24 protein-coding genes and 1 tRNA gene are annotated in these 23,820 nt (G+C 58.4%); 9 read left to right on the top strand and 16 right to left on the bottom strand.

Annotated features, from left to right (window positions below; genetic code table 11):
- The first annotated feature begins 141 nt into the window (after positions 1-141).
- Together ACMXYI_RS08370 and ACMXYI_RS08365 are read left to right on the top strand one after the other, a co-directional pair.
- Positions 142-1,326 (top strand): nucleoside deaminase, encoded by a 1,185-nt coding sequence (locus tag ACMXYI_RS08370; protein ID WP_415772759.1) that lies wholly within the window; start codon positions 142-144, stop codon positions 1,324-1,326.
- Between the two features lie 119 nt (positions 1,327-1,445).
- A tRNA-Thr gene (locus ACMXYI_RS08365) sits at positions 1,446-1,521 on the top strand.
- Between the two features lie 112 nt (positions 1,522-1,633).
- Here ACMXYI_RS08365 and ACMXYI_RS08360 read toward each other — a convergent pair.
- The 6 genes from ACMXYI_RS08360 to ACMXYI_RS08335 all read right to left on the bottom strand — a co-directional run bounded on the left by ACMXYI_RS08360 (position 1,634) and on the right by ACMXYI_RS08335 (position 5,059).
- Positions 1,634-1,801 (bottom strand): hypothetical protein, encoded by a 168-nt coding sequence (locus ACMXYI_RS08360; protein ID WP_415772757.1) that lies wholly within the window; start codon positions 1,799-1,801, stop codon positions 1,634-1,636.
- Between the two features lie 121 nt (positions 1,802-1,922).
- Positions 1,923-2,321, bottom strand: coding sequence for a carboxymuconolactone decarboxylase family protein (locus ACMXYI_RS08355; protein ID WP_008149373.1), 399 nt, complete (start codon positions 2,319-2,321; stop codon positions 1,923-1,925).
- Between the two features lie 199 nt (positions 2,322-2,520).
- Positions 2,521-3,363: an oxidoreductase gene (locus ACMXYI_RS08350; protein WP_415772755.1), complete on the bottom strand. Its 843-nt coding sequence runs from the start codon at positions 3,361-3,363 to the stop codon at positions 2,521-2,523.
- A 67-nt stretch (positions 3,364-3,430) separates the two neighbouring features.
- Positions 3,431-4,141 carry an SDR family NAD(P)-dependent oxidoreductase gene (locus ACMXYI_RS08345; RefSeq protein ID WP_415772753.1) on the bottom strand — a complete coding sequence of 237 codons (711 nt, stop codon included), beginning with the start codon at positions 4,139-4,141 and terminating at the stop codon, positions 3,431-3,433.
- Between the two features lie 43 nt (positions 4,142-4,184).
- The gene (locus tag ACMXYI_RS08340) at positions 4,185-4,841 is read right to left on the bottom strand and encodes a DsbA family oxidoreductase (RefSeq protein ID WP_415772751.1); all 657 of its coding nucleotides are present in this window, start codon (positions 4,839-4,841) and stop codon (positions 4,185-4,187) included.
- On the bottom strand, positions 4,838-5,059 hold the full coding sequence (locus ACMXYI_RS08335; RefSeq protein WP_059406388.1) for a tautomerase family protein: 222 nt from the start codon (positions 5,057-5,059) through the stop codon (positions 4,838-4,840). The genes ACMXYI_RS08340 and ACMXYI_RS08335 overlap by 4 nt, the downstream gene beginning before the upstream one ends.
- A gap of 225 nt (positions 5,060-5,284) precedes the next feature.
- Between ACMXYI_RS08335 and ACMXYI_RS08330 the strand changes: the two genes are divergently transcribed.
- A complete protein-coding gene (locus tag ACMXYI_RS08330) occupies positions 5,285-5,608 on the top strand; it encodes a helix-turn-helix domain-containing protein (RefSeq protein WP_149632207.1) in 324 nt (107 codons plus the stop codon).
- Here the strand turns inward: ACMXYI_RS08330 and ACMXYI_RS08325 are convergent.
- The gene (locus ACMXYI_RS08325) at positions 5,605-5,952 is read right to left on the bottom strand and encodes a type II toxin-antitoxin system RelE/ParE family toxin (protein WP_415772749.1); all 348 of its coding nucleotides are present in this window, start codon (positions 5,950-5,952) and stop codon (positions 5,605-5,607) included. The genes ACMXYI_RS08330 and ACMXYI_RS08325 overlap by 4 nt on opposite strands.
- A 534-nt stretch (positions 5,953-6,486) precedes the next feature.
- On the opposite strand from ACMXYI_RS08325, the gene ACMXYI_RS08320 reads away from it, so the two are divergent.
- Complete coding sequence (locus ACMXYI_RS08320; protein WP_415772747.1) at positions 6,487-6,780, top strand: DUF3077 domain-containing protein; 294 nt, start codon at positions 6,487-6,489, stop codon at positions 6,778-6,780.
- Between the two features lie 55 nt (positions 6,781-6,835).
- On the opposite strand, the gene ACMXYI_RS08315 is transcribed toward ACMXYI_RS08320, so the two are convergent.
- The 5 genes from ACMXYI_RS08315 to ACMXYI_RS08295 form a co-directional block, all read right to left on the bottom strand.
- Positions 6,836-7,513 (bottom strand): RES family NAD+ phosphorylase, encoded by a 678-nt coding sequence (locus ACMXYI_RS08315; protein WP_415772745.1) that lies wholly within the window; start codon positions 7,511-7,513, stop codon positions 6,836-6,838.
- Positions 7,513-7,923 carry an MbcA/ParS/Xre antitoxin family protein gene (locus ACMXYI_RS08310; protein ID WP_415758331.1) on the bottom strand — a complete coding sequence of 137 codons (411 nt, stop codon included), beginning with the start codon at positions 7,921-7,923 and terminating at the stop codon, positions 7,513-7,515. The genes ACMXYI_RS08315 and ACMXYI_RS08310 overlap by 1 nt, the downstream gene beginning before the upstream one ends.
- A 224-nt stretch (positions 7,924-8,147) precedes the next feature.
- On the bottom strand, positions 8,148-8,435 hold the full coding sequence (locus tag ACMXYI_RS08305; protein ID WP_415773874.1) for a type II toxin-antitoxin system RelB/DinJ family antitoxin: 288 nt from the start codon (positions 8,433-8,435) through the stop codon (positions 8,148-8,150).
- 223 nt (positions 8,436-8,658) lie between these two features.
- A complete protein-coding gene (locus tag ACMXYI_RS08300; RefSeq protein ID WP_415772744.1) occupies positions 8,659-9,942 on the bottom strand; it encodes an OprD family porin in 1,284 nt (427 codons plus the stop codon).
- A 252-nt stretch (positions 9,943-10,194) separates the two neighbouring features.
- Positions 10,195-10,866, bottom strand: coding sequence for a DsbA family protein (locus ACMXYI_RS08295; RefSeq protein WP_415772743.1), 672 nt, complete (start codon positions 10,864-10,866; stop codon positions 10,195-10,197).
- A 253-nt stretch (positions 10,867-11,119) separates the two neighbouring features.
- Between ACMXYI_RS08295 and ACMXYI_RS08290 the strand changes: the two genes are divergently transcribed.
- Positions 11,120-13,210 (top strand): TonB-dependent receptor, encoded by a 2,091-nt coding sequence (locus tag ACMXYI_RS08290; protein WP_415772741.1) that lies wholly within the window; start codon positions 11,120-11,122, stop codon positions 13,208-13,210.
- A gap of 202 nt (positions 13,211-13,412) precedes the next feature.
- Here the strand turns inward: ACMXYI_RS08290 and ACMXYI_RS08285 are convergent, their stop codons facing one another.
- The 4 genes from ACMXYI_RS08285 to ACMXYI_RS08270 all read right to left on the bottom strand — a co-directional run bounded on the left by ACMXYI_RS08285 (position 13,413) and on the right by ACMXYI_RS08270 (position 19,090).
- Positions 13,413-13,625, bottom strand: coding sequence for a hypothetical protein (locus ACMXYI_RS08285; RefSeq protein WP_046045525.1), 213 nt, complete (start codon positions 13,623-13,625; stop codon positions 13,413-13,415).
- Between the two features lie 245 nt (positions 13,626-13,870).
- Complete coding sequence (gene aguA / locus ACMXYI_RS08280) at positions 13,871-14,977, bottom strand: agmatine deiminase (protein WP_415772740.1); 1,107 nt, start codon at positions 14,975-14,977, stop codon at positions 13,871-13,873.
- Positions 14,978-14,982: 5 nt separating this feature from the next.
- Positions 14,983-15,861 (bottom strand): N-carbamoylputrescine amidase, encoded by an 879-nt coding sequence (aguB, locus tag ACMXYI_RS08275; protein WP_415772738.1) that lies wholly within the window; start codon positions 15,859-15,861, stop codon positions 14,983-14,985.
- A 316-nt stretch (positions 15,862-16,177) separates the two neighbouring features.
- On the bottom strand, positions 16,178-19,090 hold the full coding sequence (locus ACMXYI_RS08270) for an aminotransferase (protein WP_415772736.1): 2,913 nt from the start codon (positions 19,088-19,090) through the stop codon (positions 16,178-16,180).
- 188 nt (positions 19,091-19,278) lie between these two features.
- Between ACMXYI_RS08270 and ACMXYI_RS08265 the strand changes: the two genes are divergently transcribed.
- From ACMXYI_RS08265 to ACMXYI_RS08250, 4 genes are all read left to right on the top strand, one after another.
- Positions 19,279-19,803: a DUF3916 domain-containing protein gene (locus ACMXYI_RS08265; RefSeq protein WP_415772734.1), complete on the top strand. Its 525-nt coding sequence runs from the start codon at positions 19,279-19,281 to the stop codon at positions 19,801-19,803.
- A gap of 141 nt (positions 19,804-19,944) precedes the next feature.
- Entirely contained in the window at positions 19,945-20,490 is a 546-nt protein-coding gene (gene rfbC, locus ACMXYI_RS08260) for a dTDP-4-dehydrorhamnose 3,5-epimerase (RefSeq protein WP_415772732.1), read from the top strand.
- 106 nt (positions 20,491-20,596) lie between these two features.
- Positions 20,597-22,405: a sensor histidine kinase gene (locus ACMXYI_RS08255; protein ID WP_415772730.1), complete on the top strand. Its 1,809-nt coding sequence runs from the start codon at positions 20,597-20,599 to the stop codon at positions 22,403-22,405.
- Positions 22,402-23,793: a sigma-54-dependent transcriptional regulator gene (locus tag ACMXYI_RS08250; protein WP_415772728.1), complete on the top strand. Its 1,392-nt coding sequence runs from the start codon at positions 22,402-22,404 to the stop codon at positions 23,791-23,793. The genes ACMXYI_RS08255 and ACMXYI_RS08250 overlap by 4 nt, the downstream gene beginning before the upstream one ends.
- Positions 23,794-23,820 lie beyond the last annotated feature (27 nt).

Genomic DNA, 23,820 nt, shown 5'->3' with positions numbered 1-23,820 from the left:
CATAAACGACCTGCGAAACCTCAACTATCTTTGCCAAACGCCAGAATTGCCTGGCGTTCAAACAGCAAGGAGCTGGGAAAAACATGAGCACATTGAACAGTGCACAGGAAGCCGTCGATACCGTCGCCAACCAAGCCATTGATGCTGCACTGCAGCAAACCTTCGCGGTGGGTGGCGCCAATCATCAACAACGCAACGGGCGAGGTCATCGCCGCGCTGCACAACAACGTGCTGATGACTTTCCCCGGCAGTGGCACCACGTACTTTCTACCTCATGACCCGACCGCACACGGCGAGCGGCAATTGGTGGACTGGTACTACGAAAACGTCGCGCCATTGAACTTGCCACCGCCCAATCAGTTGACCGTCGTCACCACCCTGGACCCATGCGCCATGTGCGCCGGTTCGCTGCTGACTGCAGGATTTAACGTCGCCGTCAGTGCGATCGATGACTATGCAGGCATCAACTACAACAGTCAGTTCACCTTTCCGTCGCTGCCGCCGCAGATCCGCCCACAGGCGCAGGACACCTGGGGTTATTACGCGATTGCGGCGCCTGTCAGCCGGGCCTATCAGGGTTCGACCAGCCCGGTATTCGGCGGCCAGACCATCGACTCGGCGGCTTACTTTCTCACCAGCTCGATCTTCTCCGCCAGCGTCAACACCGTACGCGAGGCCAGCAACAACAGCGGTTTGCCACCGGACCAACTGCAAAACCCGGCAAACCTCCCGGCCAACAGCAAAGTCCGCCAGGCACTGACTGCGCTCAGCCCGTTTGCGCTGACCGTGCAATCGGCCAACCCACGCGATCCCGGCGCAGAACTCGCCCCGCCACTGTTACAAACCGCACAACACAGCCCGGTGTTCAACTCGGTGGCCCTCATCGATCCGTTCGGCAACCTGCTGGTGTGCCTGGGAGGCGTCGAGAACCAGTCGCCGATTCGTACAGCGTTCATGGAAACTACCCGCAACTACGCGGTCATGCGCTGGACCCTGATGAACGACCCCGACCCGGCGGTTCGCGCCCAAGCCGAGCAATACCTGACGCATCCGAAGTACGGCACCTTCGTCTTCCTCTACGCCCCCGACCCCACCACCCCGCAGGCCGTGATGACCTTCGGCGCGTACGGTTCGACCATGGAAGGCCCCGTGCCCCAGAGCTATCCGTCCAACCTCCAATACGTGCTGCTGCCGGGCAACACCACCGCACAAGCGCTGTCGACACTGGCCCAAAACCTGCCGCCGTTCTACACGCAAAGCGTGCAAGTGGCACCTGCGCAAGTGCTGAGTCAGGACCTGATTCAAGCAGTCAAAAACGGCGTGTAATGCTGCACAGACCAGCCTCGCAGAAGCGTCCGCGAGGCTGGTCTGACGCTTGCGCAAAAATAGTCTGAATTCAGGGGTTTACAGAACCAACCCAATCGCTATAATCGTCGCCCTAACACGCCGGTATAGCTCAGTTGGTAGAGCAACTGACTTGTAATCAGTAGGTCCCGGGTTCGACTCCTGGTGCCGGCACCATACAAAACAAAGCCCTCGTAGAAATACGAGGGCTTTGTTGTTTCCGGGGTTGGAGAATCTGCTTCTACCCGACCTTGATAGCCCCCCCGTTGCTCCCAGATGCCGCTCCGGCCTAGGGCCCTTTGCCGAGCAAGGGGGCGGTTTCCACTTCCAGTATCAGCAACACCATTTCCGTCAACTCGGCGTCGGACTTCTGTCCCGCATAGAGGTCATGGAGTGCTTTGGCGAAGGGAATGCGCAGGTCTTGGCTTTCTTCGCGGGCGGTATCGCTGCATTGCATTAGTTCGCCGATGGCTCGCAGCACAGCCGCTTGCCACCGAGCGGTGGTCCTAGGACCATCGCTGGTGATTGCAATTAACTTATCCTTCGTCAGCTGGCGAAGGACTGGTTCCCGCAACGGCTTAAGCGGCTTTGGGTTGCGAGTGATCTTTGACATATCGGACGATACTCAGCGTCTCCTGCCGGAACTGCTCGTAGTCGATCTGCTGGGCGTTAATAAAGGTGCTGCCCATCATGGTCAGCGCGCCCATAAAGCTGGCTTCGGAAATTTCCTCGTCGCTCGCGCCAAACAAGCGCGCCGCTTCGGTATGGAACAGGGCGCAATACTTACAACGGGTCGCCCCAGACACCGCCAGACCTATCAACTCCTTGTACTTATTAGGAATCTTGGTGTCCGCCAGCCAGAAATCCCGGGCCACGCCCCAGAATCCGATCGCTCCGCCTTCCGGCATCTGCTTAATCCACTCCGGCACCTGACCCAAGGTCTGTTCAATTTCCCGATAGGTATCATGAATAGCCATTTGACACCTCCTTACCTCTATAGAGACATCTGCTACGCAGATACAAATAGTTTAGTTCGCTGGCGGCCATGCCCGGAGTAAAAAGGGGACGGATCTATTATTCCGTCTGGTGCCGGCACCCTACAAAACAAAGCCCTCGTAGAAATACGAGGGCTTTGTTGTTTCCGGGGTTTGAGTTTCTATGCCCCGAGGGTTTCGATCAGTCGAATTCCGTCGATTCCGAAAGGTGCTCCCAAGCGTCGATTTCCGCCTGAAGGTTCGCAATCTTTTCGCGCACCAGCCTCACTGCATCCTTACCCAGTAACAGGTGAACCGGCGGCTTTTCAGCAGCCACCAGGGTCAACAATGCCTGCGCCGCCTTGTGCGGATCGCCGGCCTGCTTGCCACTTTTTTCTTCACGCGCCTTGCGGACCGGATCGAACACCGCGTCGTACTCACTCAATGTGCGACCCGAACGGATCATCGAGCGGCCTGCCCATTCGGTACGAAATGAGCCCGGCGCCATGGCGGTCACGTGGATGCCCAGACTTTCCACTTCTTTGGCCAGCGCTTCACTGACGCCTTCGAGGGCGAATTTGCTGCCGCTGTAATAGGCGATGCCCGGCAAGGTGATGAAGCCGGCCATGGAGGTGATGTTGACGATATGCCCGCTGCGCCGCTCACGCATACCGGGCAGAACCGCCTTGATCATTGCCACCGCGCCAAACACATTAACGTCGAACTGACGCTGCAGCTCGGTCAGCGGCGACTCCTCTAGAATGCCCTCATGACCATAACCGGCGTTGTTCACCAACACGTCGATCTGGCCCACCTCGCGCAGAATATCGGCCACCAGCGGCTCGATCGCCGAAAAATCGGTGACATCGAGCACGAATGCTTTGGCGCGATGGGCATCCAGCGCTTCGAACGCAGCACGCTCGGATTCGCGCCGCACCGTACCCACCACCGTGTGCCCCGCCGCCAGCGCTGCTTGCGAAAAAGCCAGGCCGAAGCCTGAACTGACCCCAGTGATCAGGAAAACCTTGTGAACATGGATGGTCATGGTGCGCTCTCCAATGAAAACGCCGTCGACATTGGTCGACGGCGTTGCGGACAAGTCAACTCAGGTCTTAGTGACCCGCGCTCTGACCACCATCGACGTGCAGGATTTCGCCGGTGACAAAGTTGGCGTTGTCCAGATACACAACCGCCTGAGCGATATCGCTGATTTCGCCCATGTGGCCGACCGGGTGCAGATTGCCCAGCGCTTCATGGGTTTCTTCGCCGTGCATCGGGGTCTTGATGATGCCTGGGGAAACGGCGTTCACCCGAATCCCGCGCTTGGCGTACTCAATCGCCAGGGACTTGGTCGCAGCGTTCAAACCACCTTTGGTCAGCGAAGCCAGTACCGACGGCACACCGTCAATCGCGTGGTCTGTCAGGCTGGTGGTGATGTTGACGACGTGGCCTTTGCCTTGTTTTTCCATCTCGTTGATCGCGAGTTGGGTGATGTAGAAGAAGCCGTTCAGGTTCACCGACAGCACGTTGGCGTAGTCTTCCGCGGTGTACGCGGTGAACGGCTTGGCGATGAAGATCCCGGCGTTGTTGACCAGGGTGTCGATGCGACCAAAACGTGCGATGGCTTCACGGATGACTTGCTGTGCGACTTCCGGATTGCCGATGTCGCCCGCCACGGTGAGGATGTCCGGGTCGGTGGACGGCTGGATCGAACGCGAAGTGGCGACAACCTTGTAATCCAGATCACGGAACGCCTTGACCATGCCTGCGCCGAGACCTTGGGAGGCGCCAGTAATAACGATGACTTTCTTCGAATTGCTCATGATGAACCTCAACTAATAAATGATGGTTTGAAAAAGTAAGTAATCAGGCTTCGGCGGGGGCCTTCGCCATTTGTCTCAACATCTGTTCGTAGTACTCGACCGACTGCGAACCGGACACCAGGTGACGACCGTTAAGCACCATGGCCGGAACCGAGTTGATGCCGCGCTGGCGGTAAAACTCTTCAAGCTCACGCACTTCTTTGGCGAACGCTCCGGACGCCAGCACCTCTTGAGCAGCCGCCGCATCCAGTCCCGCTTCAACAGCCAGACCAACCAGCGTCTCGCGATCGCTCGGGTTCTGGCCGTCGGTGAAGTAAGCGCGCAACAGGATTTTCTTGAGGGCGACCTGCCGCCCTTCCTGCAACGCCCACAACAGCAACCGATGCGCATCAAACGTGTTGTAGAAGTGGGTACGCTTCTCCAGATCGAACTTGAAGCCAATGGCCGCGCCACGTTCGATCTGCATCGCTTTGCCGGCGGCGACGTCTTCGGCGGTTCGTCCATATTTGCGCATCAAATGCTCGACCGCTTTCTCGCCGACCGCCGGCATGTCCGGGTTCAACTCGAAGGGCTTGTAGATCAGCTCCACCGAGACCTCACCCGCCACGTTCTCGATCGCCTGCTCCAGCGCCGTCGCACCCAAGGCGCACCACGGGCACACCACGTCGGAGATGAAATCGATGGAGACGGACGCGGTCATGACTTGCCCTCCGCCTCAGCCAGTTGCTTGCGGTACTGGGTGGTGGTGATCCCGGCGTAGCCCCAGTTATCGGTGTCGACTTCTTCGATCACGATGTGGGTCAGGTGCGGATCCTTCTTCAGGACGCGTTCCAGGGTTTCAGTGATTTCGGCGATCACCTGAGCTTTCTGCTCAGAGGTAACGCCATCGCGGGTGATGCGTACGCTTACGAAAGGCATGAGGAATCTCCAAGTGACCTTCCCTTCGGAATGAATGGGTCGGCGTTGGAGCTCAATGTAGGGAGTTAACTGGAGGGGATAAAGGTGGGGGCGGGAACATCATTAGTTACGTGGCGTAATGAGTACTGGGACAACAGACAGAAAAAACGATTGGATCAAATATGATCAATCGACTAATCTTCGTTTATCGTAAATTTTAGATAACCGCAAAAGAGGTTAGGGCCAATGGCAATTCAATTCTTCGACAGCCCGTTCCATGTTACGCATGACGAGGAGGTCGCCAGCAAAATGGCTTTGAAAATGGAGCTATCGATATTCATCACTGACTGCATCAAAAAACTGGGCCTCAAACAGAGTGAGGCCGCAGCCAGATTGAACGTGACCCAGTCGCGCGTTTCAGAGCTGACCACAGGCAAGATCGAGAAATTTACGATCGATGCAATGATGGACATGCTCGATAAACTCGGCTTTCGCACCACTTTTACCTTGCCGTCCAACGATGCCGGCGCCTTGCCTCAAATCGTCATTTCACAAGCTCACGCCTGCTAGACGTTGCATCCCATTTTCCGAAGCTCCCTTTTCAGCTCCTTCAACCGATCTTGCGCAACTGCCATTGCGTGACGATCTGTTCGATTCGTCGTTTTCACGAACGAATGAAGGACGAAAATGGTGTCCGCATACTTCGCAATGTAGATGCATCGGTATGCAGGACTACCATTGATAATCAACTCAATAGCGCCCGCCCCAACTGAACTCAGCTGCTTTATTGCCAGCTCTGGATTCCCGCTGTACTGCACACGCATCAAGTCTTTCCCGAACTCATCCTGTACCCAGCCCGGTAAGTCCCTGTATTCACGTGTTGCAGCTTCATTTACAAAAGCAAATCTCTTCAAAAGATTGATTCCTACCTGGAACAGTCAATGCCCTCCGAACGCCTCAGTAGACGATTGATGGGTTGCTGTTTAGTAGTCATCGCTGGCTCTTTTCGCAGTAGGACTCAGCCTCTTTTGAAGTAGTCCGTTTTGTTACATGTCGCTTTTTTAATTGGCGCCACCACCTAGCCACGATTGCGCGTCCACCTCCCTCCAGCTACCTTCAAACCGTCGCTGCCAATTCGGCGACCGGGCCTGAGAACCCAAGTAAGATACAGGCGCACAAGCGCCCCAAATCACGATTGTCGGCGTTTTTTTGTGCCAGCATTTCCGTGTAATGGCGGCTGTGCGTGGGAGACCTTCGGGTCTGCCGGGTTCCTGTATCTCCGGTTTCTCAGCCCGCGCATAGCTGCCACCCATTCGCCTGAGAACGAACGTGGTAGCTCTAACTTTGATTCAGGAGTTTTTGCTAATGCCCGCTATCGATCCGTCCAAAATTTGCGCTACTGCTTCAATGGTCATCATCCACCACCGCCCAAAAACCGGAGGTGCCCAATGACCAACCCCCAAGACCTGAAAACCATCGGCCTCACCCCTTTCTCCTACCACGCCAACCAACCGCTGTTTCGCATCAATGCCGGCGTCCCGGTCATCCAGGCCCTCTCCCACGCTTCCGATCTGCTCCACATCGCCAAACTTCTCGCATCTGACGCCGCCATGGTTCGTGACACCGACCGGCATGCCTGGGCGTCGCATTTTTTGCAGGATATGAGTAAGGCGATCATCGATGACGTAGCGAAGGTGCTCGATGCACCAGGTAACAACCGAGCCAGTAACGTCGCGCCATAAACAAATCGCACACAAGAAAAAGCCCCGAATCAATCGGGGCTTTTTGCATTCCGGCTCACACTTCGCTGACTTCAAACACAAACGAAATCTTCCGGCTGCTCGCACTCCACACATAACGAATGTGCTTGCCCTGCTTCGGAATCGAGACAGCCGGCGGACGAAACGCAGCGACACATTCATGCCCTGGCAACCGAACGCTGTTGTAAAGCAGCCCCCACGACAAGGTTTCACGCAGTTGCCGGGCAAACGCCTGTGAGGGCCCATAAGCGTCAGGATCCGGGTTGTGCAGCTCGGGGTAGTGTTGGCGGATGTCGTGCATCGGTTTAACGACTTTGTTGACGTAGGTGCGCAGGGTCAACTCGATGTCGGGCTCGTTGGTCGCGGCGAGGAAGCGTTCCTGGTGATAGCTCGTTTCGGCGATGGCGGCGGCCTGGCTGCTGGCGGCGTAGTAGACGCCGTAGGAGCCGTCGGTGAAGCGGCTGGTTTTGCCGATGTGGGTGAACGCGGCCATGACCGGTGATGAGCCGGGGCCGGAGATTCGGTCTTCGGGCAGCACGCGGGAAAGCACGCCGGCTTCTTGCACCAACCGGTCGTTGGTCAGGGCTTCCAGGGCGTAGGCGGTTTGCAGGTCTTCGGGGTCGAGCACGTCTTCAAACAGGGTGATTGGGGGGAACGCACTGTTGATCATCCGGTAAGCCCGGTTCCACTCGGGGAGCGTTACTTCCGGGGCCATCAACCGCGGACGCCATCGAGGTAGCGACGCACGTCAGCGATGTCCACCACCCGGCCGGCGAGCATATAGCTCAATGCGGATTGACCATTGAACGGGGCGGCAGTGTTCGGACTACTGACCCATTTGTAGGCGCGGTCGCGGTTGTTGCTGAAGATGATGCTCAGGGCTTTGTGGATGCCCATCAGGTAAGAGATGCGCTCCAGGGTGTCGTGAGGGAGACGCACATTGGGCGGCAGGTGTTTGTATTTATAGAAGGTGGTGTTGCCGACCTTGCCCAACAGCGTGCGCTGTTCTTCGGCAGTGCAGCCCCAACGCTCCATCAGGTTGAAGAAGAACTTGAGCGCCACACGGCCGGCTTCCGGGGTGTCGAGCTCTTGGGGAGCCGTACGGACGGGGGATGAAATGGCCATTGGAAGGACTCCTTCGGGCAAAGGGATGTGCCTTCAGAGTAGTACAAATCCGAACATTTTTTAAATTTTTGTTCGTTTGCGGATTTACTAAGCTTTTTCGACAATCACGGTTTCCACAGTGATTTGCTTGATCGCATGAAACGGCGCAAGCGCCTCGTCCGGCTCGCTTGTAACGTTCCCACGACTTCTTGAATTGCGATGTTTGCGCACACTGTTTGGGCAGTTCAGCGCGCTTTTGCTTTTTCTCCGGTTTCGCCATCAGCGTCCCTCAGCATGTCGTCTATTGATTCGAACCGCTGGCGAATATCTCGTGCTTCCATCATGGCGCGGGCCGTTTTCTCCGAGGGGACGCGTACCTCAAACGGGAGGCCCTGAGTCGCTACAACCTGACGAAGAAAAAGACGCATGGCATCACTGATGCTCAGGCCACAAGCGCTCAAGATCTCAGTAGCCTGCGCCTTCAAATTCTCATCAATGCGGCAACGCACTGTAGTTTTCAGCAATATGCCCATGGTAGTAACCAAAATCAGCCGGATTTTCTCGCCCAGCATTTCAACCGTTTGAGCACGCGATGAATATCAGCCTGACCCCTTTCCTACTCGAGAACCGTCCCGGTTCAATGCAGGAAATAGCTGAGAGCGTTGAGCTCTAATTCGCGCCCACAAAAAAGCCCCGAACCAGTCGGGGCTTTTTCTTTCTCAGCCTTGCATCAGGCCTCGATGGCGCAACCGATCATCAGAAAATGTTGATCGGGTAATCCACGAACACACGCACTTCGTTACCGCTGGAGTTGTACTCACTCGATTTCTGCGAGACACGCAGGATCGAGCTGCGCAGTTTCACACTCAGGTCTTTGGCCGGGCCGCTTTGCACGACGTACTTGAACTGGTTGAAGATTTCGCGCTCGGTACCGCCTTCGCTGGTGGAGGTGGTGATGTTGTCGCCACGTACGTAGGCGAAGTTGTAGCTCAGGCCTGGAATTCCGAAGGTGCTGAAGTCGAGGCCGTAGCCCAACTGCCAGCTGCGTTCGTCTTCGGCGTTGAAGTCGGACCAGTAGGAGTTCGCCAGGTAGATAGTGTTGCCACCATCGCCGACGCGACCTTGGTCTTTCTGGTAGCCGCCGTACGGGTAGCCCAGGTTGCTGTCGCCAGTGCTGCGCTGGTGGGCGAGCGTGAACGAGTGCGCGCCGGTGGCGAATGTGGCGGCCAGGCTCCAGATCTTGTTGTCGTCACCGGTGGCACCGCTGTCGCGGACGTAGGAATCGTCCAGCTTGGTGCGGTAGCCGTTGAAGTCCAGGGTCAGGGACTGATCCTTGTCGATCGGGAATACGTAGTTGGCGTTCACGTATTGCTTCTTCAGCACGTCTTCGACGTCGGAGGCGTACAGCGCAGCCTTGAACTGTTCGGTGAACTGGTAACTACCGCCCAACACGTTGATCGACTTCAGGCCGCCGCTGTCATGGCCTTCAGCGCTTTTGCGCGATTCGGCGGTGAAGCGACCGGCGTTCAGCTCCAGGCCTTTGATCTCCTTGGAGGTGATCAGGGTGCCGGTGTAGCTTTCCGGCAGCAGACGCCCGTTGTCGTAGCTCAACACCGGCAGGACAGGCATCTGGTCGCCGTAAGTCAGAACGGTGCTGGATACGCGGAATTTTACCGCACCACCGGCTTTGGCCAGGTCGCCGGCCGGGTTACCGCTATCGCCTTCCTTAAAGAAGTCGATGCCTTGGCCGCCGCTGTGGCTACCACGGTCCAGACGCAAGCCGTACAGACCGAAGGCATCAACGCCTACGCCGACGGTACCTTGGGTGAAGCCCGAGGTGTAGGTGCCGATGGCAGCCTGACCCCATTCACGCTGGTCGTCGTTACCGTCTTTTTTGTCGCGATTGATGTAGGCATTGCGCAGCAGTACTTTGAGGCTGCTGTCTTCAACAAAACCCTTGGATTCGGCCTGGTCGTTAGCCATGACCTGTGTAGCACTCAACATCCCCAGAGCGATCAGGCTGATTCGCTTGTTCAACATTTTGTTCTTTTCCTTATGATCGGTTGATACGCGCTGTGTCGAACGGCTGAAACGGCGCTATCGCACTCTTTTTTCACCCCAAACAAAAAGGCCCGCGCACGAAGAAATCGTGGCGGGCCTTTTTGTTATTTTATGAGTCATGGCGGTTAGCCACAGGCGTGGGGCGAATCCTAGCCGCGCCCTTAACGATGTGTCAATTTCATGAATCGTCTGTAAATAGGCGAAAAACGTCTAAGAAATCACTTGTCGACGTCAATCGGCGCAGCCGTTCAGGCCACAGGCTTGAAGCTCCGATGACGACGCTTGTGTGGGAAGCGACTGACTCAGCCATGCCGCAAAGGCTTGCGGCTTGCCGAGCCACGGGCCGATATCGATCAGGGTGAATTGGCCGTTGTGTTCCAGGGCGAAAGTCGGGAAACCCTGGCCGCCGACTTCGGCCAAGCGTGCTCGACTGTCCTTGATGTGGCGATCGGTTTCAGCTGCTTTGAAAGCAGCCTGGAACGCTTGAGGTTCCAGACCGATGTCTTTCGCGAGTTCTGACAACACAGCTTCATCGGCAATGCGTCGACCTTCCTCGTAGTGAGCACTCTGCAAACGCCCCAGCAACTCCAGTCCACGGCCGGCGATCTGCTCGGCTGCCAGCACCGCGGCAATCGGCGGTGCGGAATCGAACACTGCTGTCTCATCGCGCAGCAAACCTTCGAAATACGCTTCGCCGAAGGGCTGGCCGGTGTACTCGGCAATGCGCCGGTCGTGGGGCATCACGTAATTACGCAGTTGTGGCGAGACGGTCTGGCGGTTGGCGCCGGTCATCATGCCGCCGCCGTGGGCGATCACTGGCAACACAGCCTGAGCGGCTTGCACCAGCGGTTTTGCGCCATAGCACCAGCCGCACAACGGGTCGTAAATGTAGTGAAGAATCATGGAAAACTCCGGCAAAAGCGTAGGAAAACGAGATGCCGGCAGATTAGTCCTCCGCCCGCTTCTGAAAAACGCTGGAATGGCTTTCAGTCTGTTTCATGAATCGGTCGAATGGCATCACGGCCCCACTGTAGCCATCTCGACACAATTCGAAATAATCAAACAGTGAAACCTTTCAAGAATAATTAACGGAAGCAAATAGCAAGCATTACCATTCGCGCCCTCGGATTACTCCACCTTTTCGGATGCGCTTCAGATGCCTGCCCCCTTTCGCCTGACGCCCGTCACCCTTGGGCTTTCTGCATTTCTCTCTGCCGGTTTTGCCTGCGCCGCCACCACCGTTTTACCCGAAACGTCGATCAGCGCCGAAGCTGAAGCCGATGACCCGCGTGTGAAGGAAACCAGCACCGCGACCCGCACTGCCACGCCGGTGCGCTACGTTCCGCAAGCCATCGACTCGATCAAATCCGCGAACGTCATGGATTACGGCACCAACGATCTGGGCACCGCGCTGAGCGGCATCCCCAACGTCAGCAGCGGCGCCGACACGCGCTTCGACAGCCTGCGCATCCGCGGTTTCGACGCCAGCAACGACTTCTACCTCGACGGCATCCGTGACGACAGCCAATACGTGCGCGATTTGCACAACATCGAACGCATCGAAGTGCTCAAAGGCCCGGCCGCTGTTTTGTATGGCCGTGGCAGTCAGGGCGGGATCGTCAATCGGGTCAGCAAACTGCCTGAATTCGGTCGCCGCTCGACCATCGAGGCCCAGGGCGGCAGCGATGATTTGCGCAGCCTTTACGCCGACCTCAGCGCCGACCCGAGCGAGAACATCAGCCTGCGCCTGAACATGGGCAACATGGATCAAAACAGCTTCCGCGACGGCGTAAGCGGCAATCGCCAACTGTTCGCTCCGTCGATGAGCTGGCAACTGACGCCGGACCTGAACTGGCTGGTGCAGTACGAATACAGCCGCTACAACCGTACGCCGGATCGCGGTATTCCCGGTGTAAACGGACGCCCGGCGGACGTAGGACGGGATACGACCTACGGTAGCGAACACGATTTCATCGACGACAAGTCGCAATCCCTGCGCTCGAAACTCAGTTATGAGCTCAGCGACAACTGGCAGCTGCGCCACACCCTGGGCGTGTTCAAGCTCAACAGCGATTTCGACAACACCTACCTGACGGGTTATACCCCGGCGACCAACAAGGTCACGCGCCAGCACTGGCAACAGGACCTGACCACCCGCAACGTGTACAGCAACGTCGAACTGGAAGGCGGTTTCGACACGTTCGGCCTTGAGCATCGCTTGCTGACCGGTATCGAAATCGGCAGCCAGCGGCGCGACCCTACGTTGTACAACGCGGCCACCGGGCGCGGGACTCAGCCGGTGCCGGCACTGGACCTGTACAACCCCGACCGCAATTTGCGCCATACCGGGCGGATGCAAGTGTCCAGCAGCACTCACACAGAAGTCGAAAGCCGTGCGGTGTACGTGCAGGACCAACTGCGTCTGAACGATCAATGGCAACTGCTGGCCGGCTTGCGTTACGACACCTTCGACATCGAGTCGACCAACAAGCTGCGGGACATTTCCGAAGATCGCGACAGCCATAGCACCAGCCCGCGTGTAGGACTGGTGTGGACGCCGCTGCAGAATCATTCCTTCTATGCCTCCTGGACCAAGACGTTTTCCCCGGTCGGCGGTGGTTTGATCGGCATCACCCCAGGCGCCGCCGGCAACAGCAACGACCTGAGTCCCGAGCTGACCAAGCAAAAGGAAATCGGCGTGAAGAGCGACTGGCTCGATGACCGCCTGAGTACCACGTTGGCGATCTACGAACTGGAACTCTACAACCGCCGTACCAGCGATCCCAACGATCCGACCGTTACCTTGATGACCGGCGTGCAACGTTCCCGCGGGGTCGAGTTGACCGGCACCGGCAAGATCGCTGGCAACTGGTATGTGCGCGGTGGCGTGGGTGTGCAGGACGCGACGGTCGAGAAGGACAACAACGGCTTTGAAGGCAAACGCACCAGCAACGTGGCCAAGCATAACGGCAGCCTGTTCCTGACCTGGAAACCGGAAATGGGCTGGTACGCCGAAACCGGTCTGACCCTGGTGGGCCAGCGTTATGCCGACAACCTCAACACCACCGTCCTGCCGGGTTATGGGCGTTGGGATGCATTAGCAGGGTTCCGGCAGAAGGATTGGGATTTGCGTGCGGCGCTGAATAACATCAGCGACAAGACCTATTACTCGTCGGCCACCAGTGCGGCGCAGATTCAGCCGGGTGAACCGCGCAGCCTGGTTGTGACCGGGACCTACAGCTTCTAAACACCCGCCACCTACTGATCGTTCCCATGCTCCGCGTGGGAATGCCTCACCGGACGCTCTGCGTCCGCTCTTGGGACGCGGAGCGTCCCGGGCTGCATTCCCACGCAGAGCGTGGGAACGATCATCAAGGGGCAAAAAACCTTCGCCCATAAAAAAGCGCCGCCATCCCGGCAGCGCTTTTACCAATCCGTTGTTTTTCTTCTTATCCTTCCATCACATCCCACAACGCTTCCAGCTCCGCTTCGCTGAATAAACCAGCGGGGTAGCGTTCGATCATCATCCGGCGCGGATCAGGTTCTCTGATCTGACGCGTTCCATTGGACTTTAACCAGTGTGCCAGGACCTGGAGCGATTCGCTGTTTACTGCCAGGGGATGCAACGCCCGCTCGCTCACCACATTCATTTCGGCGTTCATTTCCGCGCTCTCTCCTGGTTTGTGAGCGGCTAACTTATCCAAGGTTTATGACAGAACATCGCAGTTCTCCCCCTCCCTGTTTTGCACCATGAGAGATACAAGAGCTGTGCCAAGGTTTCCTAACTGTCGACAAGCGGATACAAAAAAGCCCGCGGTCCTGAAGGACCGCGGGCTCTCTACAAGGCGGGAAGGCAAAACGCTTGCCGAACCGATTCTGCAATCAACTCAAGCTGTTACAACCTCACTCACTCCTTGTGCGGTGCTGGCTGTTGTTGGGTAAGGCAGTGGATGTTACCGCCTCCCAGTAACAGTTCGCGGCCGGGCACCATCACCACTTCGTGCTGCGGGAACAGTGCCTGCAAAATCTCTTTTGCCGGGCCATCCAACGGGTCGTCAAAGCTCGGCGCGATGATGCCGCCGTTAACGATCAGAAAATTCACGTAGGAACCGGCCAGACGCACGGTCGGGTTACGTTCCTGAGTCCCGTCCACCGGATCAACACCAGCGCACTCTTCTTCGGTCGCATACAGCGGCCCCGGAATCGGCATCTTGTGCACCGTGAATGGGCGACCCTTGGCGTCGGTGCTGCTTTCCAGCACTTTCATTGCCGCCTGGCAACGCGGGTAGTTCGGGTCCTGCGGATCATCGGTCCAGGCCAGCAACACTTCGCCCGGACGCACGTAGCAGCAGAAGTTATCCACATGGCCGTCGGTTTCGTCGTTGAACAAACCGTCCGGCAGCCAAATGATTTTATCCACAGCCAGATTCGCACTGAGCACCGCTTCGATCTCTGCACGGTTCATGTGCGGATTGCGATTGCGGTTGAGCAGGCATTCTTCGGTGGTGATCAGCGTACCTTCGCCATCGACGTGGATCGAACCGCCTTCGAGCACGAAGCCCTCGGTGCGGTAGCGCTGGCTGCGTTCGATCTCGAGGATCTTGCCGCCGACCTGCGAGTCGCGATTCCACGGCGAATACAGACCACCGTCGAAACCGCCCCACGCGTTGAAGTCCCAATTCACACCACGGACTTCGCCACTGTTATTGATGACAAACGTCGGACCAGTGTCGCGAACCCAGGCGTCGTCGCTGGACATTTCCACCACACGAATATTCGGCACGTCCAGACGGGCACGGGCGTTTTCGTATTGGCCGGCGGAAACCGCCACGGTCACCGGTTCGAAACGGGCAATGGCTTTGGCCACCGCAACGTGCGCGGCCTGCGCCGGTTTGCCACCCAGGCGCCAGTTGTCCGGACGCTCGGGCCAGATCATCCAGGTCTGGGTTTGCGGCGCCCATTCGGCTGGCATGTAAAAGCCATCAGCGCGAGGGGTGCTGTTCAAAGTGGTCATAGCGATCAGGACTCCAGGGAACCGTCGAGGGTCTTTAGTGTGCCATACAGGTTCGGGCGACGATCACGGAACGAACCCCACGCGCTGCGGATGTGCTCCAGCTCATCGAGGTCGAAGCTTTGAACCAGCACGCCTTCTTCGGTCTTGTCGAGCTCCTGAACCTTCTCTCCGAACTGGTTGGCGATGAACGATGAGCCGTAAAAGGTGATGTCGTAACCGTCCTGCTCTTCGTTGCCGATACGGTTGCTGGCGATCAGCGGCATCAGGTTGGCGCCGGCATGGCCTTGTTGCACGCGCTGCCAGTGATCGCGGGAGGAAATGGTCTTGTCGTGTGGCTCGCTGCCGATCGCGGTCGGGTAGAACAGGATTTCCGCACCGAGCAACGCCATGCTGCGAGCGCATTCCGGGAACCACTGGTCCCAGCAGATACCCACGCCGATTTTCGCGTAACGGGTGTTCCAGACTTTGAAGCCGGTATCGCCCGGATTGAAGTAGTACTTTTCGTGGTAGCCAGGGCCGTCCGGGATATGGCTTTTACGATAAATCCCGAGGTTGCTGCCGTCGGCATCGATAATCGCGATGCTGTTGAAACGCGCGCGGCCCGCCAGTTCGTAGAAGCTGATCGGCAAAACGACTTGCAGTTCTTTGGCAACTTTCTGGAAGTGCTTGATGGCGACGTTGTCTTCAACGGTCGTGGCCAACTGCAGGTAATCCGGGTTCGGCTTCTGGCAGAAGTACGGAGCCTCGAACAGTTCCTGGATCAGGATGATCTGCGCGCCTTTCGCCGCGGCCTCACGGACCAGCCGCTCAGCGGTCTCGATGTTGGCTTCAAGGTCCCAGGAACAGGCCATCTGGGTGGCGGCGACGGTAACGATACGGCTCATGAATCATCTCCGGGGAATTGCTTGAGGGCCGAGTGTGGCATCGACCAATGACAGAAATGGGAAGCACCGGGCGTGGTGAGTCCGCACCGGGGCAGCGGTGACTTTATAGCCGATATAAATCGGCTTTAAAAGCTATAAACCGTCTCTCTGTCGGAATTTGTTCAATTAACCCAGATAAAAATCTGACTTTGACGCTATACCTGTGGGAGCGAGCTTGCTCGCGATGAGGCCAGACCAGCCAACATTGATGTTCAATGTGGACCGCTATCGTCGGAACGCCGCCCGGAGCAAGCTCGCTCCCACAGGGGATAGGTATTTACAGACCCTCTGCGAGCACCTTCGACAGCATATCCACGAAGAAATCCACGCTCTGACGCGAGGTCACCATCGGCGGTTTGATCTTGAGGATATTCAGGTAATCGCCAGTCGGCTGCATGAAGATCCCCAGTTCGCGCAACCGATCACACAGCGCCGTGGTTTCTTCGGTCGCCGGTTCCAGGGTTTCGCGATTGCGGATCAACTCGACACCCAGATAGAAGCCGGAACCATGCACCGCGCCCACCAGCGGATGAATATCGATCAGCGCTTCAAGCCGTTCCTTGAAATACCCGCCCACGACCTGAGCGTTTTCCCAGAGCTTTTCTTCCTCCATCACATCCAGCACTGCCATGCCGATCTGACAACTGACCGGGCTGCCGCCGGCCGACGAGAAGAAATAGCCCTCAGCCTCCAGCGCTTCGGCGATTTCCCGACGGGTAATCACCGCGCCCAACGGCTGGCCGTTGCCCATGCCTTTGGCCATGGTGATGATGTCCGGCACCACGCCCTGCTCTTCGAAACCCCAGAAAAAGTTGCCCATGCGGCCGTAACCGACCTGCACTTCGTCAGCGATACAGACACCGCCCTGGGCACGAACCATCGCGTAAACCTGCTTCAAATACCCCGGAGGCAACGAGATACCGCCGGCATTGCCGTACACCGGCTCGCAGATGAAACCGGCCAGCTGACGCTTCTGCTCAGCAATTTTCGCCAGGTTGTGCTCGACGCTTCGCACGTAGTCCGGCGCGCTGCCTGGCCCACGGAATTCGCCGCGATAAGTATTCGGCGCAGTAACCGGATGCACCCAGTCCGGACGGCTGCTCAAAGCCTTCGGGTTGTCGGCAATCGAGGTCGAGACCGCGTCCGCGCCCACTGTCCAGCCGTGATAAGCCTCTAGCACGCTGAGCATGTCGCGACCGCCGCTGTAGGCCCAAGCCAAACGGATCGCGAGGTCATTGGCCTCGCTGCCGCTGTTGACCAAGAACACCCGGTCCATGGAATCCGGCGACAGTTTCAGCAAACGTTCGGAGAACTCGGCAATCGCCGCGTAGTTAAAACGCGAGTTGGTGTTGAGCAGTGACCACTGACGACTGGCGACCGCGGCCATGCGCGGATGACCGTGGCCAAGCACCGCGACGTTGTTGAGCATGTCGAGGTAGGAACGGCCCTGCATGTCGATCAGGTGATTGCGCCAGCCGCGTTCGATGCGCGGTGGATCGACGTAATAGTGCTTCTGGGTACGGGCGAAACTGGCGTCACGGCGTGCCAGCAACGTCTGCGAATCGAGTTCCTCTTCGGCGTCACAGGCCAGTCCCAGCAGCACCGCCGGTGACGGGCACAACGCTTGCCAGGCCGCCGCGCGAGACGGCGTGCAAAACAACGGCGCCGTGAACGAAGCGCCTCGGCACAACTGCACCACCAACGGCCCGCTGACCGAACCCAGCACCTGGCCTTTGACCAGCGCTGCGCCCGTGTGCAGCGACGGCGTCACGCCCCACAACCGCACGCTCAGTTGTGGGCCGTCCAGTTGCAGCACACCCGCCTCGGGCTGATGCACCACCCCGGCAAACGGTGACTCGACCGTCGTGCCGTGGGGCACTCGCAATTCGACGTGCAATGGGCAAGTGTCCGGTTCAGTGGCGCTGTCCGGCCGGGTGCGGGACAAGCGATATTGCCCATAACGACTGGCCGCCAGACCATGAGCCGCGGCGGCTTCGGTCAACAGACGTTGATCGATCCCCTCCTGTTCCCAGTTGCCGGCCTCGAAATGCGGACTGAGCACGCCCAGATCGATCAACGCAAACTCACGCCCGACCAGACTCGGTAGTAGCGGCGCGAAGCCTTCGCTGCCGATGCTCGGCAGGTTCTGGCCGACCGAGGTCAGGATCGCCGCTTCCATCAGCGCCAACGGCACCGATGTAGCGACGCGGAAAATCTCCCACTCGTGGGTGAGATTGTCGCGGCTGTATTCGTTGCCCGGATCAATGTTGACCTGCTGCTCGCCACTGAGCACCAACACCGCCGCTCGGGCGACGATCAACGGCCAGAGCGCCAGTAGCTCTTCATGCGTGAGCGGATTGACAGCGTGATAGGCCTGCACTGCCGGCAAAATGTAGAACGGATCGCCATCAACGTGGTGCAGAAGCGCCGCGCAGGTCACCGACAAATCAGTAATGCGCCAGGTACGAACCAGGTCGCCGAAATCGATCACGCCCTGCAATTGCCACTGGCGTTGTGAATCTCGCCGCCACACCACGTTGTCGTCAGTGATGTCCATGTGAATCGCCTGCACCGGCAGCTTATCCACAAGCGGCTGCAAATGACGCTCGGCCTGTTCAGCCGCATCGGCGATCAGCCGGCGTTGCTGGTCGTCGTTGATGACCGGCAGCAAATGCGCGATCAGCGCGTTGGCGTGACGGGCATCCCATTGAAGGGTGCGTTCGAGGCCCGGATGATCGAAACCGGCCAGGGCCAAGTCCATTTCACCGCAGAGCCGACCGAAACCGGCCACCACTGAACCGGGTAGATGATCCAGGTGAGTGAGCGACTGGCCTTCGATGTAATCGAGCAGGCGCACGTGCACCGGTTGGCCGCCGATTTCCAGGGAGAGAAGGTCTGCACCGTTTTTGGCGGGAATCACTCGTGGCACATGCACATCAGGGTGTTCACCCAAATGCCTAAGCCCGGCGTGCTGGGCGTGCAGCTCCAGCGCCGAGTAATCGCCACGGCAGATTTTCAGGACAAAACGCCCCTGGTCGCTGTCGACCCGATAGTTAAGATCCTGCTGGCTGCCAAGGGCCTGCAACCTTCCACTCAGCCCGTAATGTCCCTTCAGCAGCTCAAGCGCTTGCTCCGCAGACACTTGCGGGCTGGGCAAACTGGCGCGATGAATCAACGTGGCGAGTGGCATACAACGACCCCTGAAATTTTATTAGGCGCTTATATCGCCACTGCTTTGAGCGATACGCAACCCCCTACAAGCCAGCAACCTCTCAGGTGAACTTTCCTACGCCAATCTCGGATTGCCTTCGGGCGGACCTTGACCCCATCCTATGACTTGTACGGATACACGAACCTTTCAAGGTAGAAACGAACACCATGACAATGCGGCGCCTTGCACTCTCAAACAAAAAAATCCGCAACATCCCACGTCGACTGAAAGCGCTTGCGGCCTGGAGTTGTCGCTTCGAGGGGTATTTTCCTGACGACCTCACTCTCGATCAGAAATACAGCAACTGGAAGATTCCGGTTATCACGACACTGGTAGAGGGCAAACAAGCTACTGCTGCCATACGCAAAGAATGCGCCCAGCAGATGATCAACGCTGCAAACCACATGCTTCAGGCAAGACCAGAAAATGCCATCGACTGTCGGGTAGTCGCGGTCATTTGCCTGCCTGAAATGTTCATCAGCGAAATCTGCATTTACACCGATCTGGAATATCACAGAGGGCATATCCCGTCGCTCGGCAGTGAGCACTGCCTAACTGACAAAAGCCTGGCGGTAGAATGGGGCCTGACGCTTCCAAACGGAATGAAGGAAAGAGGATTGCGCTATACCTCTGAAGATTCTGACGGTCAATCCTATGAGGCTGAACAGTGGTATTTCGGTGAGGTTGATTAACAGACTGGAGATCGCTAGCCCATTTATTGATCAACCACCGCGACTTCGAGGATTTTATCGCCTGAACAACCGCACCCCTCGCACCGGCCGCCACTTTGCGCAAGAATGACTCCCATCAACACCTATTGCTGGAGAAAGACCATGAAAGTAGTCACCACCGACCTTCCCGGTGTTCTGATCATCGAACCCAAGGTATTTGGTGACGAGCGCGGTTTCTTCTATGAAAGCTTCAATGCCAAGGCTTTCAAAGAAGCGACTGGCCTGGAGACGAATTTCGTTCAAGACAACCATTCCCGCTCGCAAAAAGGTGTACTGCGCGGCCTGCATTACCAACTGGAAAACATTCAGGGCAAACTGGTTCGCGTCACAGTCGGCGAAGTTCTCGACGTGGCTGTGGACATTCGCCGCAGCTCGCCACATTTCGGCAAATGGGTGGCCGTGCGTCTGTCCGCCGAGAACCATCGTCAAATGTGGGTCCCGGAGGGTTTCGCCCACGGTTTCGTGGTGCTGAGCGAGTTCGCCGAATTCCTCTACAAAACCACCGACTACTACACCCCGTCCGCCGAGCGCAGCATTCGCTGGAACGATCCGGACCTGGCCATCGATTGGCAACTGGATGAAGCACCGAAACTGTCCCATAAAGATCAGGCTGCCGCGCTCTTCAAGGACGCTGACGTCTTTTCTTGAAACACCGTCTGAATCTTCACCGCGCAAACGTGCCTGACCCAAGGCGCGCAGACTGCGCCCGCAAGCCTAGGCATAATGCGTCTGTACCCACAGGCGCCCGATGCTCATGACTCCAACCCTCCCCCGCAGACCCCGCTGGCGCAGCCTGGCCCTGCTCGCGCTGTGCCTAGCGCCGTTGCTGTGGCCGCTGGAGCATCTGGCCGAGCGTTACTACCGCAGCGAACTGGCCGGGCAGAACCGTCAGACCCTTGACCTTTATGTCGCCAACCTGCTGGGTACCCTGCACCGTTATGAAGTGTTGCCGCAGATCCTCGGCGATCTGCCGGCCCTGCGAGCCGTCCTCGGCGCGCCCGACGATGGCGTCACCCAGGGCAACGCCAATCGCTTATTGAAAAACATCAGCGCCCAGACCGGCGCCGAAGTCATGTACCTGATGGACACCACGGGCAAGACCCTGGCCGCGTCCAATTGGGACAAACACGACAGTTTCGTCGGGCGTAATTTTTCCTTCCGGCCGTATTTCAGCGAAGCCATGGCCGGGCGGCTCGGGCGCTTTTTCGGTTTGGGCACGACATCGGCCAAGCGCGGCTATTTCTTCGCCGCCGCCGTGCGTAACGGCGAAAAGATCATCGGTGTGCTGGTGGTCAAGGTCGACCTGGACCACACCGAAAGCCTCTGGGGCAAAACCCCGGAACAACTGCTGCTGACCGACCATAACGGCGTGGTCATTCTCACGTCGCGGCCCGAGTGGCGATTCCGCTCGACCCGCCCGTTGAGCGAAGACGAAAGAAAGGCAATCACCGCGATTCAACCTTATCCGACCCGTGATCCCAAACCATTGCGGCTCAACCCCAACGCCTGGCTGACACAAACCCAGCCAATCGCAGAAACCGGTTGGAACGTCAGCATCCTCGCCCCACGCACTTTGATCGATCGCCCGGTACGCACGGTCGTCGCCATCGGCGGCGCGACATTGTTGGTCTTGATGTTGCTGCTGGGTCTGATGATGCAGCGCCGTCGGCATTACCTCGAACGAATCGCCTTCGAAGCCAAGGCCCGTCGCGAGCTGGAAGGCCGGGTAGCCGAGCGGACCAGCGACCTCGAAGGCCTCAACCGTCGGTTGAAACAGGAAGTGCTGGAACGCGAACAGGCCCAGCAAGAGCTGGTTCGCGCTCAGGATGATCTGGTGCAGGCCGGCAAACTGTCAGCCCTCGGCACCATGTCGGCGAGCATCAGCCACGAATTGAATCAGCCGCTGGCGGCGATCCGCAGCTACGCAGAAAACGCCGAGGTGCTGCTTGATCATCAGCGCACCGACGATGCGCGCGGCAACCTCAAGCTGATCAGCGAACTGACCGGGCGAATGGCCTCGATCATCGCCCACCTGCGCGCCTTCGCCCGGCGCGATCGCCACGCCCCGGAAAGCGTCGCCCTGCAACCGGCGCTGGACGATGCGCTGGCGCTGCTGGCCAAGCGTCGACGCAGCATGGAAGTCGAGCTGATCCGCGACTTGCCGGCCGCCACCCTGTGGGTCGAGGCCGGGGAAACCCGTCTGCGTCAGGTGCTCGGCAATCTGCTGGCTAACGCCCTGGACGCCCTGACGGAAAAAGGCCCGCCGCGTAAGCTCTGGTTGAGTGCCCAATCCACTGCCGACGGCGTCAATCTGTACATTCGCGACAATGGCCCCGGGTTCTGCCTGGAGGCACTTGGCCGCGCCAGCGAGCCCTTCTACACCACCAAGACTCGCACTCAGGGACTTGGGTTAGGGCTGGCGATTTGCGAAACCCTGATGCGCGCCTTCGGTGGTGAACTGTCGTTCTCCAACCACAAGGAAGGTGGCGCCCTGATTACCCTGAAGCTGCGTGCAGGCGCACCGGGTGTGAGCCTGCAACCGTCCGAGGACCGAAGTGCATGACCATCGACAACCGCATCCAGGTCGTGCTGATCGACGACGATCCGCACCTGCGACAAGCCCTGAGCCAGACCCTGGACCTCGCCGGCCTGAAAATCCTGCCGCTCGCTGAAGCCAAAGGCCTGGCCGCGCAACTGGAGCGTGACTGGCCCGGCGTGGTGGTCAGTGACATCCGCATGCCGGGCATGGACGGTCTCGAATTGCTGACTGAACTGCATGCCCAGGACCCGGAACTGCCAGTGCTGCTGATCACCGGTCACGGCGATGTGCCACTCGCCGTGCAAGCCATGCGTGCCGGGGCTTATGACTTTCTGGAAAAACCCTTTGCCAGCGACGCCTTGCTCGACAGCGTGCGCCGCGCCCTGGCCCTGCGCCGGCTGGTGCTGGACAACCGCAGCCTGCGTCTGGCCCTGAGCGATCGCAATGAGCTGAGCACTCGACTGGTCGGGCAATCGGCGCCGATGCTGCGCCTGCGCGAGCAGATCGGTGCATTGGCGGCGACCAAGGCCGATGTACTGATCCTTGGCGAAACCGGCGCCGGTAAAGAAGTTGTCGCACGTGCATTGCACGATCTGTCGAGCCGTCGTAACGGTCCGTTCGTAGCGATCAATGCCGGCGCCCTGGCCGAGTCGGTAGTCGAAAGCGAGCTGTTCGGTCACGAGCCAGGCGCCTTTACCGGCGCGCAAAAGCGTCGCATCGGCAAGTTCGAATTCGCCAATGGCGGCACGTTGTTCCTCGATGAAATCGAAAGCATGAGCCTGGATGTACAGGTGAAATTGCTGCGTTTGCTGCAAGAGCGGGTCGTCGAGCGCTTGGGCGGTAATCAGCTGATCCCGTTGGACATCCGCATCATCGCTGCGACCAAGGAAGACCTGCGTCAATCCGCCGATCAGGGCCGCTTCCGTGCCGACTTGTATTACCGGCTGAACGTCGCACCGCTGCGTATTCCGCCGCTGCGTGAGCGTGGCGAAGATGCGCTGATGCTGTTCCAGCATTTCGCCGACGAAGCCAGCGCTCGTCACGGTCTGCCACCCCACGAGTTGCAACCGGGACAACGCGCCCTGCTGCTGCGCCACACCTGGCCGGGTAACGTGCGGGAATTGCAGAACGCTGCCGAACGCTTTGCCCTGGGCCTGGAACTGGCCTTGGACAACAGCGCAGCGGATGGCGCTGTCGGCATGACGGTCGACGTGGTCAGCGGCGGTCTCAGCGAACAAGTGGAAAACTTCGAGAAGAGCTTGATCGCCGCCGAACTGGCGCGTTCTCACAGCTCGGTGCGCAGCCTCGCCGAAGCCCTTGGCATCCCACGCAAGACCTTGCACGACAAGCTGCGCAAGCACGGGCTGAACTTCGCCGACAGTGGCAGCAGCCACACCGACGAATCCGATTGAGCTACCGTCAAACCATCATCTTCAAAA

It is taken from the genome of Pseudomonas lyxosi (genome assembly GCF_047758685.1).
Lineage (GTDB): Bacteria > Pseudomonadota > Gammaproteobacteria > Pseudomonadales > Pseudomonadaceae > Aquipseudomonas > Aquipseudomonas lyxosi.
This window is presented reverse-complemented; position numbering and strand designations above follow the sequence as displayed.

What these genes read in the sequence shown, in the direction of transcription:
- ACMXYI_RS08285 (WP_046045525.1), bottom strand. Translation starts at nt 13,625, where the DNA reads ATGAACGCCGAAATGAATGTGGTGAGCGAGCGGGCGTTGCATCCCCTG.
- ACMXYI_RS08250 (WP_415772728.1), top strand. Translation starts at nt 22,402, where the DNA reads ATGACCATCGACAACCGCATCCAGGTCGTGCTGATCGACGACGATCCG.
- ACMXYI_RS08320 (WP_415772747.1), top strand. Translation starts at nt 6,487, where the DNA reads ATGACCAACCCCCAAGACCTGAAAACCATCGGCCTCACCCCTTTCTCC.
- ACMXYI_RS08300 (WP_415772744.1), bottom strand. Translation starts at nt 9,942, where the DNA reads ATGTTGAACAAGCGAATCAGCCTGATCGCTCTGGGGATGTTGAGTGCT.
- ACMXYI_RS08330 (WP_149632207.1), top strand. Translation starts at nt 5,285, where the DNA reads ATGGCAATTCAATTCTTCGACAGCCCGTTCCATGTTACGCATGACGAG.
- ACMXYI_RS08350 (WP_415772755.1), bottom strand. Translation starts at nt 3,363, where the DNA reads ATGACCATCCATGTTCACAAGGTTTTCCTGATCACTGGGGTCAGTTCA.
- ACMXYI_RS08270 (WP_415772736.1), bottom strand. Translation starts at nt 19,090, where the DNA reads ATGCCACTCGCCACGTTGATTCATCGCGCCAGTTTGCCCAGCCCGCAA.
- aguB (WP_415772738.1), bottom strand. Translation starts at nt 15,861, where the DNA reads ATGAGCCGTATCGTTACCGTCGCCGCCACCCAGATGGCCTGTTCCTGG.
- ACMXYI_RS08305 (WP_415773874.1), bottom strand. Translation starts at nt 8,435, where the DNA reads ATGGGCATATTGCTGAAAACTACAGTGCGTTGCCGCATTGATGAGAAT.
- ACMXYI_RS08295 (WP_415772743.1), bottom strand. Translation starts at nt 10,866, where the DNA reads ATGATTCTTCACTACATTTACGACCCGTTGTGCGGCTGGTGCTATGGC.
- ACMXYI_RS08340 (WP_415772751.1), bottom strand. Translation starts at nt 4,841, where the DNA reads ATGACCGCGTCCGTCTCCATCGATTTCATCTCCGACGTGGTGTGCCCG.
- ACMXYI_RS08360 (WP_415772757.1), bottom strand. Translation starts at nt 1,801, where the DNA reads ATGCAATGCAGCGATACCGCCCGCGAAGAAAGCCAAGACCTGCGCATT.
- ACMXYI_RS08265 (WP_415772734.1), top strand. Translation starts at nt 19,279, where the DNA reads ATGACAATGCGGCGCCTTGCACTCTCAAACAAAAAAATCCGCAACATC.
- ACMXYI_RS08370 (WP_415772759.1), top strand. Translation starts at nt 142, where the DNA reads ATGCTGCACTGCAGCAAACCTTCGCGGTGGGTGGCGCCAATCATCAAC.
- ACMXYI_RS08290 (WP_415772741.1), top strand. Translation starts at nt 11,120, where the DNA reads ATGCCTGCCCCCTTTCGCCTGACGCCCGTCACCCTTGGGCTTTCTGCA.
- ACMXYI_RS08335 (WP_059406388.1), bottom strand. Translation starts at nt 5,059, where the DNA reads ATGCCTTTCGTAAGCGTACGCATCACCCGCGATGGCGTTACCTCTGAG.
- ACMXYI_RS08310 (WP_415758331.1), bottom strand. Translation starts at nt 7,923, where the DNA reads ATGGCCATTTCATCCCCCGTCCGTACGGCTCCCCAAGAGCTCGACACC.
- ACMXYI_RS08255 (WP_415772730.1), top strand. Translation starts at nt 20,597, where the DNA reads ATGACTCCAACCCTCCCCCGCAGACCCCGCTGGCGCAGCCTGGCCCTG.
- ACMXYI_RS08315 (WP_415772745.1), bottom strand. Translation starts at nt 7,513, where the DNA reads ATGGCCCCGGAAGTAACGCTCCCCGAGTGGAACCGGGCTTACCGGATG.
- ACMXYI_RS08355 (WP_008149373.1), bottom strand. Translation starts at nt 2,321, where the DNA reads ATGGCTATTCATGATACCTATCGGGAAATTGAACAGACCTTGGGTCAG.
- ACMXYI_RS08345 (WP_415772753.1), bottom strand. Translation starts at nt 4,141, where the DNA reads ATGAGCAATTCGAAGAAAGTCATCGTTATTACTGGCGCCTCCCAAGGT.
- aguA (WP_415772740.1), bottom strand. Translation starts at nt 14,977, where the DNA reads ATGACCACTTTGAACAGCACCCCTCGCGCTGATGGCTTTTACATGCCA.
- rfbC (WP_415772732.1), top strand. Translation starts at nt 19,945, where the DNA reads ATGAAAGTAGTCACCACCGACCTTCCCGGTGTTCTGATCATCGAACCC.